Origin of the sequence: Vulcaniibacterium tengchongense (assembly GCF_003814555.1) — a bacterium.
Taxonomy (GTDB): domain Bacteria; phylum Pseudomonadota; class Gammaproteobacteria; order Xanthomonadales; family Xanthomonadaceae; genus Vulcaniibacterium; species Vulcaniibacterium tengchongense.
Map to the genome: position 1 here is coordinate 461,429 of NZ_RKQN01000001.1, position 14,599 is coordinate 476,027.

The 14,599-nt window shown below is 73.8% G+C and carries 15 protein-coding genes; 12 read left to right on the forward strand and 3 right to left on the reverse strand.

Annotated features, from left to right (window positions below; all coding sequences use genetic code 11):
• Window positions 1–10 precede the first annotated feature (10 nt).
• Entirely contained in the window at window positions 11–964 is a 954-nt protein-coding gene (locus EDC50_RS02195) for an AAA family ATPase (protein WP_425477857.1), read from the reverse strand.
• A gap of 144 nt (window positions 965–1,108) precedes the next feature.
• Between EDC50_RS02195 and EDC50_RS02200 the strand changes: the two genes are divergently transcribed.
• Window positions 1,109–2,965 (forward strand): ArnT family glycosyltransferase, encoded by a 1,857-nt coding sequence (locus tag EDC50_RS02200; protein ID WP_123768822.1) that lies wholly within the window; start codon window positions 1,109–1,111, stop codon window positions 2,963–2,965.
• A 239-nt stretch (window positions 2,966–3,204) separates the two neighbouring features.
• On the opposite strand, the gene EDC50_RS02205 is transcribed toward EDC50_RS02200, so the two are convergent.
• Window positions 3,205–3,780, reverse strand: coding sequence for a Maf family protein (locus tag EDC50_RS02205; RefSeq protein WP_123768823.1), 576 nt, complete (start codon window positions 3,778–3,780; stop codon window positions 3,205–3,207).
• 19 nt (window positions 3,781–3,799) lie between these two features.
• Window positions 3,800–4,168 carry a hypothetical protein gene (locus tag EDC50_RS02210; protein WP_123768824.1) on the reverse strand — a complete coding sequence of 123 codons (369 nt, stop codon included), beginning with the start codon at window positions 4,166–4,168 and terminating at the stop codon, window positions 3,800–3,802.
• Between the two features lie 133 nt (window positions 4,169–4,301).
• On the opposite strand from EDC50_RS02210, the gene EDC50_RS02215 reads away from it, so the two are divergent.
• From EDC50_RS02215 to tmk, 11 genes are all read left to right on the forward strand, one after another.
• Entirely contained in the window at window positions 4,302–4,817 is a 516-nt protein-coding gene (locus EDC50_RS02215) for a YceD family protein (RefSeq protein WP_123768825.1), read from the forward strand.
• A gap of 51 nt (window positions 4,818–4,868) precedes the next feature.
• Window positions 4,869–5,063 (forward strand): 50S ribosomal protein L32, encoded by a 195-nt coding sequence (gene rpmF / locus EDC50_RS02220; protein ID WP_123768826.1) that lies wholly within the window; start codon window positions 4,869–4,871, stop codon window positions 5,061–5,063.
• A 166-nt stretch (window positions 5,064–5,229) separates the two neighbouring features.
• Window positions 5,230–6,207, forward strand: coding sequence for a beta-ketoacyl-ACP synthase III (locus EDC50_RS02225; RefSeq protein ID WP_123768827.1), 978 nt, complete (start codon window positions 5,230–5,232; stop codon window positions 6,205–6,207).
• A gap of 310 nt (window positions 6,208–6,517) precedes the next feature.
• The gene (fabD, locus tag EDC50_RS02230) at window positions 6,518–7,453 is read left to right on the forward strand and encodes an ACP S-malonyltransferase (protein WP_277872362.1); all 936 of its coding nucleotides are present in this window, start codon (window positions 6,518–6,520) and stop codon (window positions 7,451–7,453) included.
• A gap of 122 nt (window positions 7,454–7,575) precedes the next feature.
• Window positions 7,576–8,319, forward strand: a complete 744-nt coding sequence (gene fabG / locus EDC50_RS02235) for a 3-oxoacyl-ACP reductase FabG (RefSeq protein ID WP_123768829.1) — start codon at window positions 7,576–7,578, stop codon at window positions 8,317–8,319.
• 122 nt (window positions 8,320–8,441) lie between these two features.
• Window positions 8,442–8,681, forward strand: coding sequence for an acyl carrier protein (gene acpP / locus EDC50_RS02240; protein ID WP_123768830.1), 240 nt, complete (start codon window positions 8,442–8,444; stop codon window positions 8,679–8,681).
• A gap of 210 nt (window positions 8,682–8,891) precedes the next feature.
• The gene (gene fabF / locus EDC50_RS02245; RefSeq protein ID WP_123768831.1) at window positions 8,892–10,130 is read left to right on the forward strand and encodes a beta-ketoacyl-ACP synthase II; all 1,239 of its coding nucleotides are present in this window, start codon (window positions 8,892–8,894) and stop codon (window positions 10,128–10,130) included.
• A 152-nt stretch (window positions 10,131–10,282) separates the two neighbouring features.
• The gene (locus EDC50_RS02250; RefSeq protein ID WP_123768832.1) at window positions 10,283–11,635 is read left to right on the forward strand and encodes an aminodeoxychorismate synthase component I; all 1,353 of its coding nucleotides are present in this window, start codon (window positions 10,283–10,285) and stop codon (window positions 11,633–11,635) included.
• 305 nt (window positions 11,636–11,940) lie between these two features.
• Entirely contained in the window at window positions 11,941–12,768 is an 828-nt protein-coding gene (pabC, locus tag EDC50_RS02255; RefSeq protein WP_123768833.1) for an aminodeoxychorismate lyase, read from the forward strand.
• Entirely contained in the window at window positions 12,765–13,844 is a 1,080-nt protein-coding gene (gene mltG / locus EDC50_RS02260) for an endolytic transglycosylase MltG (protein WP_123768834.1), read from the forward strand. The genes pabC and mltG overlap by 4 nt, the downstream gene beginning before the upstream one ends.
• Window positions 13,841–14,482 (forward strand): dTMP kinase, encoded by a 642-nt coding sequence (gene tmk, locus EDC50_RS02265; protein WP_123768835.1) that lies wholly within the window; start codon window positions 13,841–13,843, stop codon window positions 14,480–14,482. Before mltG ends, tmk begins: the two co-directional genes overlap by 4 nt.
• Window positions 14,483–14,599 lie beyond the last annotated feature (117 nt).

The following is a 14,599-nucleotide window of genomic DNA, read 5'->3' on the forward strand; positions in this document are numbered from 1 at the left end:
GGGCTCCCTTTCAGTCGACCGGCACCGCGTGCAGGATCGCCTTGGCCAGCGCCGCGTCCTGGCCGGCGTCGGCCTCGGCGACCAGCCGGTGCGCCGCCACCGCCGGGAACAGCGCCTGCACGTCCTCCGGCAGCACGTGCCGGCGCCCGAGCAGCAGCGCGTACGCGCGCGCCGCGCGCAGCAGGGCCAGGCCGGCGCGCGGCGACAGGCCGACGCGCACGCCCGGGTGGCGCCGGCTGCGCGCCAGCAGCGCCTGCACGTAGCCGACCAGCGCCTCGCTGGCATGCACCTCGCGCACCGCGCGTTGCAGCGCCAGCACGTCGTCGCTGCCCAGCAGCGGCAGCGCGCGCGCGATCAGGTCGCGGCGGTCCGCGCCGGCGAGCAGGTCGCGCTCGGCGCTCTCGCTCGGGTAGCCCAGCGAGAGGCGGAGCAGGAAGCGGTCCAACTGCGAGTCCGGCAGCGGATAGGTGCCGGACAGGTCGACCGGGTTCTGCGTGGCGATCACGAAGAACGGTTCCGGCAACGCGTGGCTGGCGCCGTCGACGGTGACCTGGTGCTCGGCCATCGCCTCCAGCAGCGCGCTCTGGGTGCGCGGCGGCGCGCGGTTGATCTCGTCGGCCAGCAGCACTTGGGCGAACACCGGGCCCGGGTGGAAGCGGAACTCGCGCGTGGCCGGGTCGAACACCGACACGCCGACCACGTCCGCCGGCAGCAGGTCGGAAGTGAACTGCACGCGCTGGAACTCCAGCCCGAGCGTCGCCGCCAGCGCGTGCGCGAGCGTGGTCTTGCCCAGCCCCGGCAGGTCCTCGATCAGCAGGTGGCCGCCGGCGAGCAGCGCGACGAACGCCAGCCGCACCTCGTGCGGTTTGCCCAATACCAACCCGTTGACCTGCTGTTGCGCGCGCTCGAGGGCCTGGCGCTGGGCATCGGTTAGCATGGGGGCCATCGGAAGGGGTGCCGCCATCGTGCGTGTTCTCCTGATCGGGCCCCGCGCCGCGCGTCGGGGCCGTGCCGTCCGGACCCGTCCCGGCATCCGCGCCTTGCGCCGAATCGCGCCTCGCGCAGGCAAGGGCGCGCGAGGCCCGGAGTTTAGCGAGGACACGAGGCGATGAGGGACGAAACGCGCGCGCGCCGCGCCTATTGGGTGCTGTGGGTCGCAATCCTGCTGCTCAAGCTGGCCGTGGCCGCGCGCCTGCCGCTGTTCGTCGACGAGGCGTTCTACTGGCAGGAAGGCCGTCACCTGGCCGCGGCCTATTCCGACCTGCCGGGGCTGACCGCCTGGCTGACCCGGCTCGGCGTCGCGCTCGGCGGCGAGCACGCCCTGGCGCTGCGCCTGCCGTTCCTGCTGATCGCCGCGGCGGTGCCGTGGCTGGTGGTGGCGATCGCCGCGCGCGAATACGGCGCCACCGCCGGCTGGCAGGCCGGCGGCTTGGCGCTGCTGCTGCCGCTGGCGGGCACGCTCGGCCTGCTCGCGCTGCCGGACGCGGCGATGGCGCTGGCCACGCTGCTGTGCCTGGATGCCGGCGCGCGCCTGCTGCGGGGCGTCGACGCCGCCGCGGCGCTGGAGCTGGCGTTCGGCCTCGCGCTGGGCGCGCTGTGCCACTACCGCTTCATCGCGGTGATCGGCGTCGGCGGCATCGTCCTGCTGCTGCTGCCGGAAGGGCGGCGCCTGCTGCGCGACGTGCGCGTGCTGGTGGCGGTCGCGATCGGTGCCTCGGCCTGGGCGCCGCTGGTGGCGTGGAACTTCGACAACGCCGACGCCGGGCTGCGCTTCCAGCTGATCGACCGGCACCCGTGGGCGTTCCATTTCGACGGCGCGCTGTTCCTGGCGATCCAGGGCGCGCTGGTCACGCCGCTGCTGTTCGCCGCGCTGGCCTGGGCCGCCTGGCGCGGCCTGCGCAGCCCGCTGCTGGTGTCGCGCTTCTTCGCCCTGTTCGGCGCGCTGGTCGTGCTCGGCTTCTTCGTGCTCGGGTTCTTCGCCGACACCGAGCGGGTCAGCTTCCACTGGCCGTTGCCAGGCTACCTGGCGCTGCTGCCGCTGCTGCCCAACGCGTTGGCGGCCTGGCCGCGCGCCTGGCGGCGCGCGACCTGGGGGCTGGCCGGCGCCGGCCTGGCGGCGTCGCTGGGCTATTACGTCGCGGTGTCGTCGCCGCACCTGCGCGAGCGCGCCTCGACCGAGAAGTGGTACCCGGCGAACTTCGCCGGCTGGGACCGGCTGGCCGAAGCGGTGCGCGCGGAGCTTGCGGCGATGCCGCCCGGCACGCGCATCGTCGCCGACAACTTCAAGCTCGGCGCCGAGCTCGGCTTCGCCCTCGGCGACCCGCGCATCCCGGTGCTCGACCATCCGCTCAACCACAAGCACGGCCGCGCGCCGCAGCTGCGCCTGTGGGGCCTGCACAGCGCCGGCCGCGCGGACTGGGGCGAGGCGCCGGTGCTGCTGGTGGTCAGCGCCACCGAGGTGCCGTTCAAGCACCTGCTGCGGCGCTACCACGCGCTGTGCGCGATGGTCGGCCCGCTGCCGCCGCCGCGGCGCGTGCTCAACGTCGATCATGGCCGGCAGCGGTTCCTGCTGTTCGCGCTCGAAGGCCCGCGCCGCGAGGGGCCGTGCGCGGCCCCGGCCATCGCCTGGATCGACGAGCCGGTTTCGGCTGCGCGCGTCGGCCGCCGCTTCGCCGTGCGCGGCTGGGCGTTCAAGGACGGCGCCGGCCTGGCCGCGGTCGAGATCACGCTCGACGGCGACGTCGTCGCCACGGCGCGCTACGGCCGCGACTTCCCCGGCCTGCAGCGGGTCTGGACGGAAACCAACGATCCGCAGCATCCCAAGGTCGGCTTCGACGCCGAGGTCGACCTCGCCGGCCGCACCGACGTGGCGCCGGGGCGGCACTGGCTGGGCCTGCGCCTGCACGGGCGCGACGGCAGCGTCGAGGCCTGGAGCGAGCAACCGCTCGAGCTCGGACGCGAATGAGCGCGCTCGCGCCGGGGACTGCCGAGCGCCAAGGCCCCGGGGGATCGCTACGACAGCCGCGACCCGCGCCGCGCCGTCGGCCAGGTGCGCGATGGACTCGTCCGCACGCGCCTTGCGCGCGGCCCCGCGCATTTCCTCCTCGGTCGCGCCGGCGCGGCGCTTGGCGCGCCACGTTCGGCGCGGACGCGCGATGCGTGGTCGCAGCGCGATGCCCGGCGGCGCGGCCGGCGGCTTTCGGGCTAGGGCAGGGTGTAGCCCGCCTCGCGCAGCAAGCGGGCGGTGGCGATCAGCGGCAGGCCGATCAGCGCGGTCGGATCGCGGCTCTCGATGGCCTCGAACAGGGCGATGCCCAGGCCTTCGGCCTTGAAGCCGCCGGCGCAGTCGAACGGCTGCTCGGCGTCGACGTAGCGCTCGATCTCCTCCGCGCCCAGCGCGCGGAAGCGCACCTCGGTGGTGTCCAGCGCCTGCAGCGCCGGGCCGTCGTGGCGCAGCAGGCACAGCCCGGTGTGGAAGCGCGCGCTGCGGCCGGCCATGGCGCGCAGCTGCGCGATCGCCCGCGCGCGGTCGCCGGGCTTGCCGATCGGCCGGCCGTCGAACTCGGCGACCTGGTCGGAGCCGATCACCCACGCCTCCGGGTAGTCGGCCGCCACCGCCGCGGCCTTGGTCCGCGCCAGGCGCCGCGCCAGCTCGAGCGGCGTCTCGCCCGGCCGCGGGGTCTCGTCCGCGTCCGGGCGCACGGTGGTGAACGGCAGGCGCAGCCGGGCCAGCAGTTCGCGGCGGTAGGGCGAGGTCGAGGCCAGGATCAGCGGGCTCATGCGGGCTCCCCGGGACGGATCAGGTGCCGCTCATCGACGCGCGCGCCGCGGCGACGCGCGCGAGCTGCTGTTCGATCCGCCCGCGCGCCTGGTCGATCGAGCGCCGCACCCGCGCGAGCTGGGCCAGGCTGGCCTCGCCGCCGTGGTCGCGCAGCCACAGGCGCTGGCGCAGCATCTCGCGCATCGCCTCGGCCACCGGATCGCCGGCACCGGGGCCGGTCACCGCCTCGATCTCGGCGCGGGCGGCGCGCAGGCGTGCCTCGAGCGCGTCGGCGGCGTCGAGCACCTCGCGCAGCGCGCGCTGGCGCCGGGCCGGCCGGCGCAGGATCGCGTAGGCCAGGGCCGCGAGCGCAAGCACGGCGGGCAGCGAGAGCAGGGCGGCGGTCACGGGGGCGGTCCGTACGGGCAGGAGCCGCAGTCTGAACCGCCGCCGTGCGCGCGGCAAATTTCCCCGTCGCGCCGTGGGCTTAGCCCGCCCGGGTTTGACAGGCCCGGGGGGCGGCCCTACCATTTCGTGTCTTATGTCGGCGAACCTGCCCGAGTTGCTGGATGCTTGGCGCATGGTGGCGGCGCGGCGCGGCGTGGAAGGCCGCTTGCCGTTGTCGGCGCTGACCCGGCTGCGGGAGAGCCTGGTCGATACCGAAGGCGAGGTGCGCTTCGCGCTCGATTTCGACCGCGATGCGTTGCAGGTGCCTTACGTCGAGCTGCGCATCGAGACCGAGCTGCCGCTGGAATGCCAGCGCAGCCTGGAGCGCTTCCTGCTGCCGGTGAAGATCGTGCAGCGGCTCGGCCTGATCCGCGACGAGGCGGAAGAGGCCTCGCTGCCGCCGGGCTACGAGCCGCTGCTGGTGCCGGAGGACGGCCAGCTGCGCGCCGCCGACCTGGTCGAGGACGAGCTGATCCTCGCCGTGCCGGTGGTGCCGGTGGCGCCGGGCTCGCAGGCGGTCGAGCGCGAATGGAAGGCCGACCAGGCCGAAGCCGGGCGCGCCCATCCGTTCGCGGCGCTGGCGCAGTTGAAGAAAAAATCGGGCGACTGATCCAGCGGTCGCCCGGCGTTTGGGTTCTTATCGTTTTCTTGGAGCAAGACCATGGCTGTCCAGAAGTCCCGCGTCACCCCGTCCAAGCGCGGCATGCGCCGTTCGCACGATGCGCTGAGCGCCAAGCAGCTGGCCACCGACCCGACCACGGGCGAGACCCACCTGCGCCATCACGTCACCGCCGACGGCTACTACCGCGGCAAGAAGGTGATCGACACCAAGTCCAAGATCGTCGACGAAGAGTAATCTTCGTCCCCGCCGCGCCGCGCGGCCGCCGCAGGCGTCGCGCGCGAAGCCGTCGTCGATCCGCTCCGCGGCCCACGGGCGCGCGGAGTCCGCTTGGCAGGCCGCGGCGGATTCCTCCGCCAGCCCGGCTGGCGGGCCCCGGCTACGGCTGCGCAGCGGAGTGGTGATGACCGAGACGATTTACGCCCGCATCGCGGGCACCGGCAGCTATCTGCCGCCCAAGGTGCTGACCAACGACGACCTCGCCAAGTTCGTCGATACCAGCGACGAGTGGATCGCCACGCGTACCGGCATCCGCGAGCGCCACGTGGTCGAGGACGAGACCACCAGCGACCTGGCGTTCCATGCCGCCACCCGCGCGCTCGAAGCCGCCGGCGTCGCCGCCGGCGAGCTCGACCTGATCGTGGTCGGCACGACCACGCCCGACCTGATCTTCCCCTCGACCGCCTGCCTGCTGCAGGCGCGGCTCGGCGCCGAGGGCTGCGGCGCGTTCGACGTCAACGCGGCCTGCTCCGGCTTCCTCTACGCGCTCAGCGTCGCGGACAAGTTCATCCGCGCCGGCGCGGCCAAGACCGTGCTGGTGGTCGGTTCGGAGACGCTGACCAAGATGCTTGACTGGGGCGACCGCTCCACCTGCGTGCTGTTCGGCGACGGCGCCGGCGCGGTGGTGCTCAAGGCCGACCGCGAGACCGGCATCCTCAGCACCCATCTGCACGCCGACGGCGCCAAGAAGGAACTGCTGTGGAACCCGGTCGGCGTGTCCGCCGGCTTCAAGCCGGACGAGCCGAACGCCGGCGTGCGCGTGCTGATGACCGGCAACGAGGTGTTCAAGCACGCGGTCAAGGCGCTGGACTCGGTGGTCGAGGAGACCCTCGAAGCCAACGGCCTCGATCGCCACGACATCGACTGGCTGATCCCGCACCAGGCCAACCTGCGGATCATCGAGGCCACGGCCAAGCGCCTGGACATGCCGATGGACCGGGTGATCGTCACGGTCGACAAGCACGGCAACACCTCCTCGGGCTCGGTGCCGCTGGCGCTGGACGAAGCGGTGCGCTCGGGCAAGGTCCAGCGCGGCCAGCTGCTGCTGCTGGAGGCCTTCGGCGGCGGCTTCACCTGGGGATCGGCGCTGCTGCGCTACTGAGCGCCGCCCGCATTTCGACGCGACGCCTCCGCCCTTGCCGGCGGGGGCGTTTTCGTATCCGGTCGGCGCGCACGTTGCTCCGGCGCCGCGATCGCCGTTTCGCGAGAGGAGGATTGCGTCGCGCCCGGATCAGGCGCCTCGCAGCGCGGCGCTCGCCCGTGCGGCTGAAGTCGCAAGACGTTCGATCCGGCGCGCCGCACGCCGCACGCTTCACGCGGCACATACGTGGCGGTACAGACGCGGCGCAGCAAACGCCCGTATCATGCGCACCTCTTTTCGCAGAGGGTCTCGCGTGACCGGTCCTTCCTCCATCCAGGCGCGGCTGGCGTTCGTTTTCCCGGGCCAGGGCTCGCAGTCGCTCGGCATGCTCGCCGACCTGGCCGCGGCGCATCCCTCGGTGCGCGAGACCTTCGCCGAAGCCAGCGAGGGCGCCGGCGTCGATCTGTGGACGCTGAGCCAGGAAGGCCCGGAAGAGAAGCTCAACAGCACCGAGTTCACCCAGCCGGCGCTGCTCGCCGCGGGGATCGCGGTGTGGCGGCTGTGGCGCGAGCGCGGCGGCGCGGTGCCGGCGGCGCTGGCCGGGCACAGCCTCGGCGAGTACACCGCGCTGGTCGCATCCGGCGCCCTGTCGCTGGGCGAGGGCGCGCGCCTGGTGCGGCTGCGCGGGCAGCTGATGCAGCAGGCCGCGCCGGCCGGCAGCGGGGCGATGGCGGCGGTGCTCGGCGCCGAGGACGCGCTGGTCGAATCGGTGTGCGGGGAGGTGTCCGGCGGCGAAGCGGTGGTGCCGGCCAACTACAATTCGCCGGGCCAGATCGTGATCGGCGGCCACGCCGCCGCGGTCGACAAGGCGCTGACCCTGCTCGCCGAGCGCGGCGTGCGCAAGGCGGTGAAGCTTGCGGTCAGCGTGCCGTCGCACACGCCGCTGATGCGCGACGCGGCCGAGCGCCTGGCCGAGGCCTTGGCCGGCGCGCAATGGCAGGCGCCGGGGATCCCGGTGGTGCAGAACGTCGACGCCGGCGTGCATGCCGGCGAGGCGATCCGCGACGCGCTGGTGCGCCAGCTGTACCTGCCGGTGCAGTGGACCGGCTGCGTGCGCGCGCTGGCGGCGCGCGGAATCGAGCGGGTGGCCGAATGCGGCCCCGGCAAGGTGCTCGCCGGTCTGGTCAAGCGCATCGACAAGAACCTCGACGCGCGCGCCCTGGGCACGCCGGCCGAGTTCGACGCCGCGCTGGCCGAATGGCGGTGAGCCCGCCTGCCGCCTGAGGCGCGGCGGCCACGCGGACCTGCGGGCGCCGTACGCGCGCGATCACGCGATAATCCGCGCCGACCGCACCGCATGCGGCGCACGAACGCCCCCTGGAGACAGACATGACCCCGACATTGCAAGGCGAAATCGCGCTGGTCACCGGCGCCAGCCGCGGCATCGGCGCGGCGATCGCCGACGAACTGGCCGCGCAGGGCGCGACCGTGATCGGCACCGCCACTTCCGAGTCCGGCGCCCAGGCCATCGGCGAGCGCCTGCGCGCGCACGGCGGCCACGGCCGCGTGCTCGACGTCGCCGACGGCGCCGCGGTCGAGGCGCTGATCGACTCGATCGGCAAGGAGATCGGCCCGATCTCGATCCTGGTCAACAACGCCGGCATCACCCGCGACAACCTGCTGATGCGGATGAAGGACGAGGACTGGCAGGCGATCCTCGACACCAACCTGACCAGCGTCTACCGCACCAGCAAGGCGGTGATGCGCCCGATGATGAAGGCGCGCAAGGGCCGCATCGTCAACATCGCCTCGGTGATCGGCGTGACCGGCAACGCCGGCCAGGCCAACTATGCCGCGGCCAAGGCCGGCATCATCGCCTTCAGCAAGTCGCTGGCGAAGGAAATCGGTTCGCGCGGCGTCACCGTCAACGTGGTCGCGCCCGGTTTCATCGACACCGACATGACCCGCTCGCTGCCCGAGGACGCGAAGAACGCGATGCTCGGCCAGATCGCGCTCGGCCGCTTCGGCGAGCCGGCCGACGTGGCCCGTGCGGTCGCGTTCCTGGCCGGCCCGGGCGGCGCCTACATCACTGGCGAGACCCTGCACGTCAACGGCGGCATGTACATGCCCTGACGCCGGCGAAATTCGGCCGCTAAGCGGTTGAACGAAAAGGGCTTTCGCGCACGCTCGCGATCGCCCGCGATTCCATTAGACTATTCCGTCGAACATCCCGTCCCGGGAGGAGTGAGAACCCCATGAGCGACATCGAAAATCGCGTCAAGAAGATTGTGATCGAACAGCTTGGCGTTGACGCAGCACAAGTCACCAACAACGCTTCGTTCGTCGACGACCTCGGCGCGGACTCGCTCGACACCGTCGAGCTGGTGATGGCGCTCGAAGAAGAGTTCGAGTGCGAGATCCCGGACGAAGAGGCCGAGAAGATCACCACCGTGCAGCAGGCCATCGACTACGTCAAAGCGAACGTCAAGCAGTAAGTTCGTTCCTGGACGGAACCGCGGCCGCCCGCGGCCGGGTCTTCCCGTCCTCCGCAACGAAGGCGCGGCCGCCGCGGCCGCCGCCTTCGGAACGGGGCCGGCGCCCGCTCGGGCCCCGGTCTCCGGTAAAACCGACCGGGGCCGCTCTGCGGCCCCGCGTCGTATCGACCGGCCGATGCGCCGGCGCTGTGTCCGCAGAGGGAGTGCCTTATGTCCAAACGTCGCGTCGTCGTCACCGGCCTCGGGATCGTCTCGCCGCTCGGCAACGATCTGGCCAGCACCTGGGACGGCATCGTCAACGGCCGCTCCGGCATCGGGCCGATCACCCTTTTCGACGCCTCCGGCTTCACCACCCGCATCGCCGGCGAGGTGCGCGACTTCGACGTCACCCGCTGGGTGAACCCGAAGGACGCGAAGAAGATGGATCCGTTCATCCACTACGGCGTCGCCGCTTCGCTGATGGCGATGGAGGACGCCGGCCTGACCGTGGAGGAGTCCAACGCCGAGCGCATCGGCGCGCTAATCGGCTCGGGCATCGGCGGCATCCTCGGCATCGAGGAGCAGACCGTGAAGTACCACGAGGGCGGCCCGCGCAAGATCTCGCCGTTCTACGTGCCCAGCACCATCATCAACATGCTGCCCGGCCAGGTCTCGCTGCTGACCGGCATCAAGGGCCCCAACTTCTCCGCGGTGTCCGCCTGCGCCACGTCGAACCACTCGATCGGCATGGCGATGCGCATGATCCAGTACGGCGACGCCGACGTGATGATCGCAGGCGGCGCCGAGCGCGGTTCCTCGCCGACCTCGGTCGGCGGCTTCTGCTCGATGAAGGCGATGTCCACGCGCAACGACGAGCCGGCCAAGGCCTCGCGCCCGTGGGACAAGGACCGCGACGGCTTCGTCCTCGGCGACGGCGCCGGCATCCTGGTGCTGGAAGAGTACGAGCACGCCAAGGCGCGCGGCGCGCGCATCTACTGCGAGCTGGCCGGCTTCGGCGCCTCGTCCGACGCGTTCCACATGACCGCGCCGAGCGAGAACGGCGAGGGCCCGGCGCGCTGCATGGCCGCGGCGTTCAAGGATGCCGGCATCAACCCGGACCAGGTCGGCTACCTCAACGCGCACGGCACCTCCACGCCGCTGGGCGACGTGGCCGAGACGCTGGCGATCAAGCGCGCGCTCGGCGACCACGCCTACAAGACCATGGTCAGCTCGACCAAGTCGATGACCGGGCACCTGCTCGGCGCGGCCGGCGGCGCCGAGGCGATCTTCTCGGTGCTGACGCTGCACCACGGCATCATCCCGCCGACCATCAACCTGGACGAACCGGGCGAGGGCTGCGACCTCGACTACGTGCCGAACGTCGCCCGCGAGGCGCAGGTGGACGTGGCGGTGTCGAATGGCTTCGGTTTCGGCGGCACCAACGGCACGCTGGTGTTCAGGCGGATCTGAGGCCGGCTGCCGCGGTACCCGCGATCCCCGCCGCGGCGGGGATCGCCGTTTTCGCCAGGCGCGAGGCCGCCGCGGCACGGTCGACATGAGGCTCCCCCTTTGCCGCGGCCGGCGCGACGCGGCCGCCACTCCCACGACTGGACCACGGCCGCATGCTCCTGACCCGCGCCCTGCCGGCTCCGCTCGATCCGCTCGCGCTGCACCGGCTGGCGCCACGGCGCTATCCGCTGCTGCTCGAGTCCAGCGCGCACGGCACCGCCCAGGGCCGCTGGGACCTGCTGCTCGCCGCATCGGGCGAAGCGCTGCGCCTCGGCGCGGACGGCGCGGTATGCGACCGCGACGGACGCGTCGTCGGCGGCGATTTCTTCGCCGCGCTGGACGAAGCCTGGCGAGCGGCGCGGATCGCGCGCGACGAGCCGCGCTGGCCGTTCCGCGGCGGCTGGGCGCTGCTGCTGGGCTACGAGGCGGCGGCGCAGGTCGAGCCGGTGCTGCGCCTGCCGCGCGCGCCGGGCGCCTTGCCGGCGGCGCTCGCGTTGCGCTGCCCGGCCGCGCTGTTGCGCGACCGCGCCCGCGGCGATTGCGTGGCGATCGCCGAACCGGAACATGCGGCGCTGCTCGAGGGGCTGCTCGCCGACGCGTCGGTGGCCGCGCGCCTGCCGCCGCTGCCGGCGTGGACGCCGCCGGAGGCGATCGAGGAGGACGAGCCGCGGCGCTTCGTCGACGGCGTGGCCCGGGTGCTCGACTATCTCGCCGCCGGCGACGTGTTCCAGGTCAATCTCTCGCGCGGCTGGCGCGCGCGCTTCGAGGCGCCCGCGGATCCGGCCGCGCTGTTCCAGCGCCTGCGCGAGAACAATCCGGCGCCGTTCGCCGGCGTGTTCGCGGGCGAGGGCTGGGCGGTGGTCAGTGCGTCGCCGGAGCGGCTGGTGTCGGTGCGCGGCGAACGGGTGGAGACGCGGCCGATCGCCGGCACCCGCGCGCGCCTGCCCGGCGACGACGAGGCGGCGCGCGTCCGCGAGCTGGTCGGCCATCCGAAGGAACGCGCCGAGCACGTGATGCTGATCGACCTGGAGCGCAACGACCTCGGCCGCGTCTGCGCGCCGGGCAGCGTCGAGGTCGACGAGCTGATGACCGTGGAGAGCTATGCGCACGTGCACCACATCGTCAGCAACGTGCGCGGCCTCCTGCGCGCGGACGCGACGCCGGGGCAGGTGATCCGCGCGGTGTTTCCCGGCGGCACCATCACCGGCTGCCCGAAGGTGCGGTGCATGCAGATCATCGCCGAGCTGGAGGGCGTCGGCCGCGGCGCCTACACCGGGGCGATGGGCTGGCTGGGCCGCGACGGCGACCTCGACCTCAACATCCTGATCCGCAGCGCCGAGCTCGAAGGCGATGCGCTGCGCTTCCGCACCGGCGCCGGCATCGTGATCGACTCCGATCCGCGGCGCGAGCTCGAGGAGACCCGGGCCAAGGCGCGAGGGATGTTGCGGGCGCTGGGGGTGGAGTGACTTCCCGCCGTGGATCGATGCGGATACGCGGATCGGAGAGCGCGCGCATTTCCGCTTCCGGCGCGAGCACGAGCTTCGTGCCATGCGGCGCCCGGACGCGGCGGGGCGGGGCGTTGCGCGACGCGCTGCAAGTACATCCATGCAGGCCCTTCGGCGGCGTCCATGCCGCCGAACCCCGCGCGAGGCGATGTCGCGCCGCCCGCGGGCGGGGGCGGGCGGTCGAAGTGGATGCCGCCCGACGCCGCGGTCACGGGGCCGCTTCCGGCCCGCGCACATCCGCGTCAACTCGTGGCAAAAGGAATCCCATGACCCCGTCCCCGACCACGCTGATCTTCCGCGGCGACCGCCGCGTCGACGCCCCCGGCACCGACGACCGCGGGCTGGCCTACGGCGATGGCCTGTTCGAGACCATGCGCGCGCATCGCGGCGCGCTGCCGTGGTGGCCCGCGCACTGGGCGCGGCTGGCGCGCGGCGCGGACGCATTGCGCCTGCCGCTGCCGGCGCAGGCGCAGGTGCGGGAGGAAGCGGCGCGCCTGCTCGCCGGCGGCGACGGCGTGCTCAAGCTGGTCGTCACCCGCGGCGGCGGCGGCCGCGGCTACGCGCCGCCGGCGCCGGCGACGCCGACCTGGATCCTCTCCCGGCATCCGCTGCCGCCGCCTCCGCCGCGCGAGGGCCTGGCGCTGCGCTGGTGCGAGACCCGCCTGGCGACGCAGCCGGCGCTGGCCGGCCTGAAGCACTGCAACCGCCTCGAACAGGTGCTGGCGCGCGGCGAATGGGACGACCCGGGGATCCATGAAGGCCTGATGCGCAGCGTCGAGGGCGACGCGGTCTGCGCGACCGCGGCCAACCTGTTCGCGCTGCGCGACGGCGCCTGGCGGACGCCGCGGCTGGACCGCTGCGGCGTGGCCGGCGTCTGCCGCGCCTGGGTCCTCGAGGCCGTGCAGGCGCGGGAGGCGCGCCTGGGCGCCGACGAGGTCGAGACCGCCGAGGCGGTTTTCCTGTGCAATGCGGTGCGCGGTATCCTGCCCGTCGCGCGGCTCGGGCCGCGCGCCTGGTCGCCGCACCCGCAGGTGGCCGAGCTGCAGCGGCGCCTGGCCGCCGCGCATCCCGGATTCGCCACGGAGGTCTCGTGAGTCGCAAACGCCTGCGCCGTTTCGGCGGCTTTCTCGCGCTCGTGCTGCTGGCGGCGGCGCTCGCCGGCGGCTGGCTGTGGCAGCGCTACGCCCGTTTCGCGGACGGCCCGCTGCACGGCGTGCGCGCCGGGCAGACGCTGGCGGTCGAGCGCGGCGACAGCCTGCCGGCGGTGGTGCGCCGCCTGCGCGCGGCCGGCGTCGAGACCGGCGAGATGCTCGAATGGCGCGCGCTGGCGCGGCAACTGAAGGTGGACGGGCGCCTGCAGGTCGGCGAGTACGCGCTCGCGCCGGGCATCTCGCCGCGCGAACTGCTGCTGGCCATGCGCGACGGCAAGGTGATCCGCCACCGCTTCACCATCGTCGAGGGCTGGAACATCCGCGAGCTGCGCGCGGCCCTGGCCCGCGCCACGCCGCTGCGGCAGGAGACCGCCGGCCTCGACGACGCCGCGCTGATGAAGGCGCTCGGCCGGCCCGGCACGCACCCGGAAGGGCGCTTCCTGCCCGAGACCTATCTCTACACCCGCGGCGACAGCGACCTCGACCTGCTGCGGCGCGCGCAGGCGGCGATGGACCGGGCGCTCGACGCCGCCTGGCGCGGGCGCGCGCCCGACGCGCCGCTGAAATCGCCCGAGGAACTGCTGATCCTGGCCTCGATCGTCGAGAAGGAGACCGGCATCGCCGAGGAGCGGCCGCGCATCGCCGGGGTGTTCGCGCGCCGGCTCAGGCTCGGCATGCGCCTGCAGACCGACCCGACCGTGATCTACGGCCTCGGCAGCGCCTACGACGGCAACATCCGCAAGCGCGACCTGCTCGCGGATACCCCGTACAACACCTACGTCCGCGCCGGCCTGCCGCCGACGCCGATCGCGATGCCCGGCGCGGACGCGCTGCGCGCGGCGGCGCGGCCGGCGCCGGGCGAGGAGCTGTACTTCGTCGCGGTCGGCGACGGCAGCGGCCGGCACCTGTTCGCCGAGACCTTGGCCGAACACCAGGCCAACGTGCGCGCCTACCTGCAGCGCTACCGGCTCGGCCGTGCCGGGCAGGGCGCGGCGCCGGCGGCGCAGGAGGCGCGATGAGCCTGCGCGCGTGGCCGCGCTTCGTCACCCTCGAGGGCGGCGAAGGCGCCGGCAAGTCGACCGTGCTCGCCGCGCTGCGCGAGGAACTGGCGGCGCGCGGCTTCGAGGCGGTGTGCACGCGCGAGCCCGGCGGCACGCCGCTGGCCGAACGGATCCGCGAGCTCCTGCTGGACCCGCGGCACGAACCGCCGTCGGCGGAGGCCGAACTGCTGCTGATGTTCGCCGCCCGCGCCCAGCACGTGCGCGAGACGATCCTGCCGGCGTTGCGGCGCGGCGCCTGGGTGATCAGCGACCGCTTCACCGACGCCAGCTACGCCTACCAGGGCGCGGCGCGCGGCGGCGACCCGGCGTTCATCGCCGAGCTGGAGCGGCGCGCGGTCGGGATCGTGCCGGCCCTGACCCTGCTGCTCGACGTGCCGGTCGCGCTCGGGCTGCAGCGCGCGCGCGGCCGCGGCGCGGCGGCGGACCGGATCGAGGCCGAGCGCGAGGAGTTCTTCGAACGCGTGCGCGCCGGCTATCTCGAGCGCGCGCGCGGCGAGCCGCGGCGCTTCCGCACCATCGACGCGACGCAGCCGGCGGACGCCGTCGCGGCCGAAGCGCTGGCGCACCTGCGCCGGCAGATCGAGGCGGCCGCATGACCGTGTCCGTGGCGCGGGTCCCGGCGCGCGGGCAGCGGGCGCGGGCGGACACGGCGGCGCTCCGGCCCTTCCTGCGCCGCCCGCCGGTTTCGGTTTCGCCGTGCCTCGCGGGCGGCA

What these genes read in the sequence shown, in the direction of transcription:
- EDC50_RS02200 (WP_123768822.1), top strand. Translation starts at nt 1,109, where the DNA reads ATGAGGGACGAAACGCGCGCGCGCCGCGCCTATTGGGTGCTGTGGGTC.
- EDC50_RS02195 (WP_425477857.1), bottom strand. Translation starts at nt 964, where the DNA reads ATGGCGGCACCCCTTCCGATGGCCCCCATGCTAACCGATGCCCAGCGC.
- fabF (WP_123768831.1), top strand. Translation starts at nt 8,892, where the DNA reads ATGTCCAAACGTCGCGTCGTCGTCACCGGCCTCGGGATCGTCTCGCCG.
- rpmF (WP_123768826.1), top strand. Translation starts at nt 4,869, where the DNA reads ATGGCTGTCCAGAAGTCCCGCGTCACCCCGTCCAAGCGCGGCATGCGC.
- EDC50_RS02250 (WP_123768832.1), top strand. Translation starts at nt 10,283, where the DNA reads ATGCTCCTGACCCGCGCCCTGCCGGCTCCGCTCGATCCGCTCGCGCTG.
- tmk (WP_123768835.1), top strand. Translation starts at nt 13,841, where the DNA reads ATGAGCCTGCGCGCGTGGCCGCGCTTCGTCACCCTCGAGGGCGGCGAA.
- acpP (WP_123768830.1), top strand. Translation starts at nt 8,442, where the DNA reads ATGAGCGACATCGAAAATCGCGTCAAGAAGATTGTGATCGAACAGCTT.
- EDC50_RS02205 (WP_123768823.1), bottom strand. Translation starts at nt 3,780, where the DNA reads ATGAGCCCGCTGATCCTGGCCTCGACCTCGCCCTACCGCCGCGAACTG.
- EDC50_RS02225 (WP_123768827.1), top strand. Translation starts at nt 5,230, where the DNA reads ATGACCGAGACGATTTACGCCCGCATCGCGGGCACCGGCAGCTATCTG.
- fabG (WP_123768829.1), top strand. Translation starts at nt 7,576, where the DNA reads ATGACCCCGACATTGCAAGGCGAAATCGCGCTGGTCACCGGCGCCAGC.
- EDC50_RS02215 (WP_123768825.1), top strand. Translation starts at nt 4,302, where the DNA reads ATGTCGGCGAACCTGCCCGAGTTGCTGGATGCTTGGCGCATGGTGGCG.
- pabC (WP_123768833.1), top strand. Translation starts at nt 11,941, where the DNA reads ATGACCCCGTCCCCGACCACGCTGATCTTCCGCGGCGACCGCCGCGTC.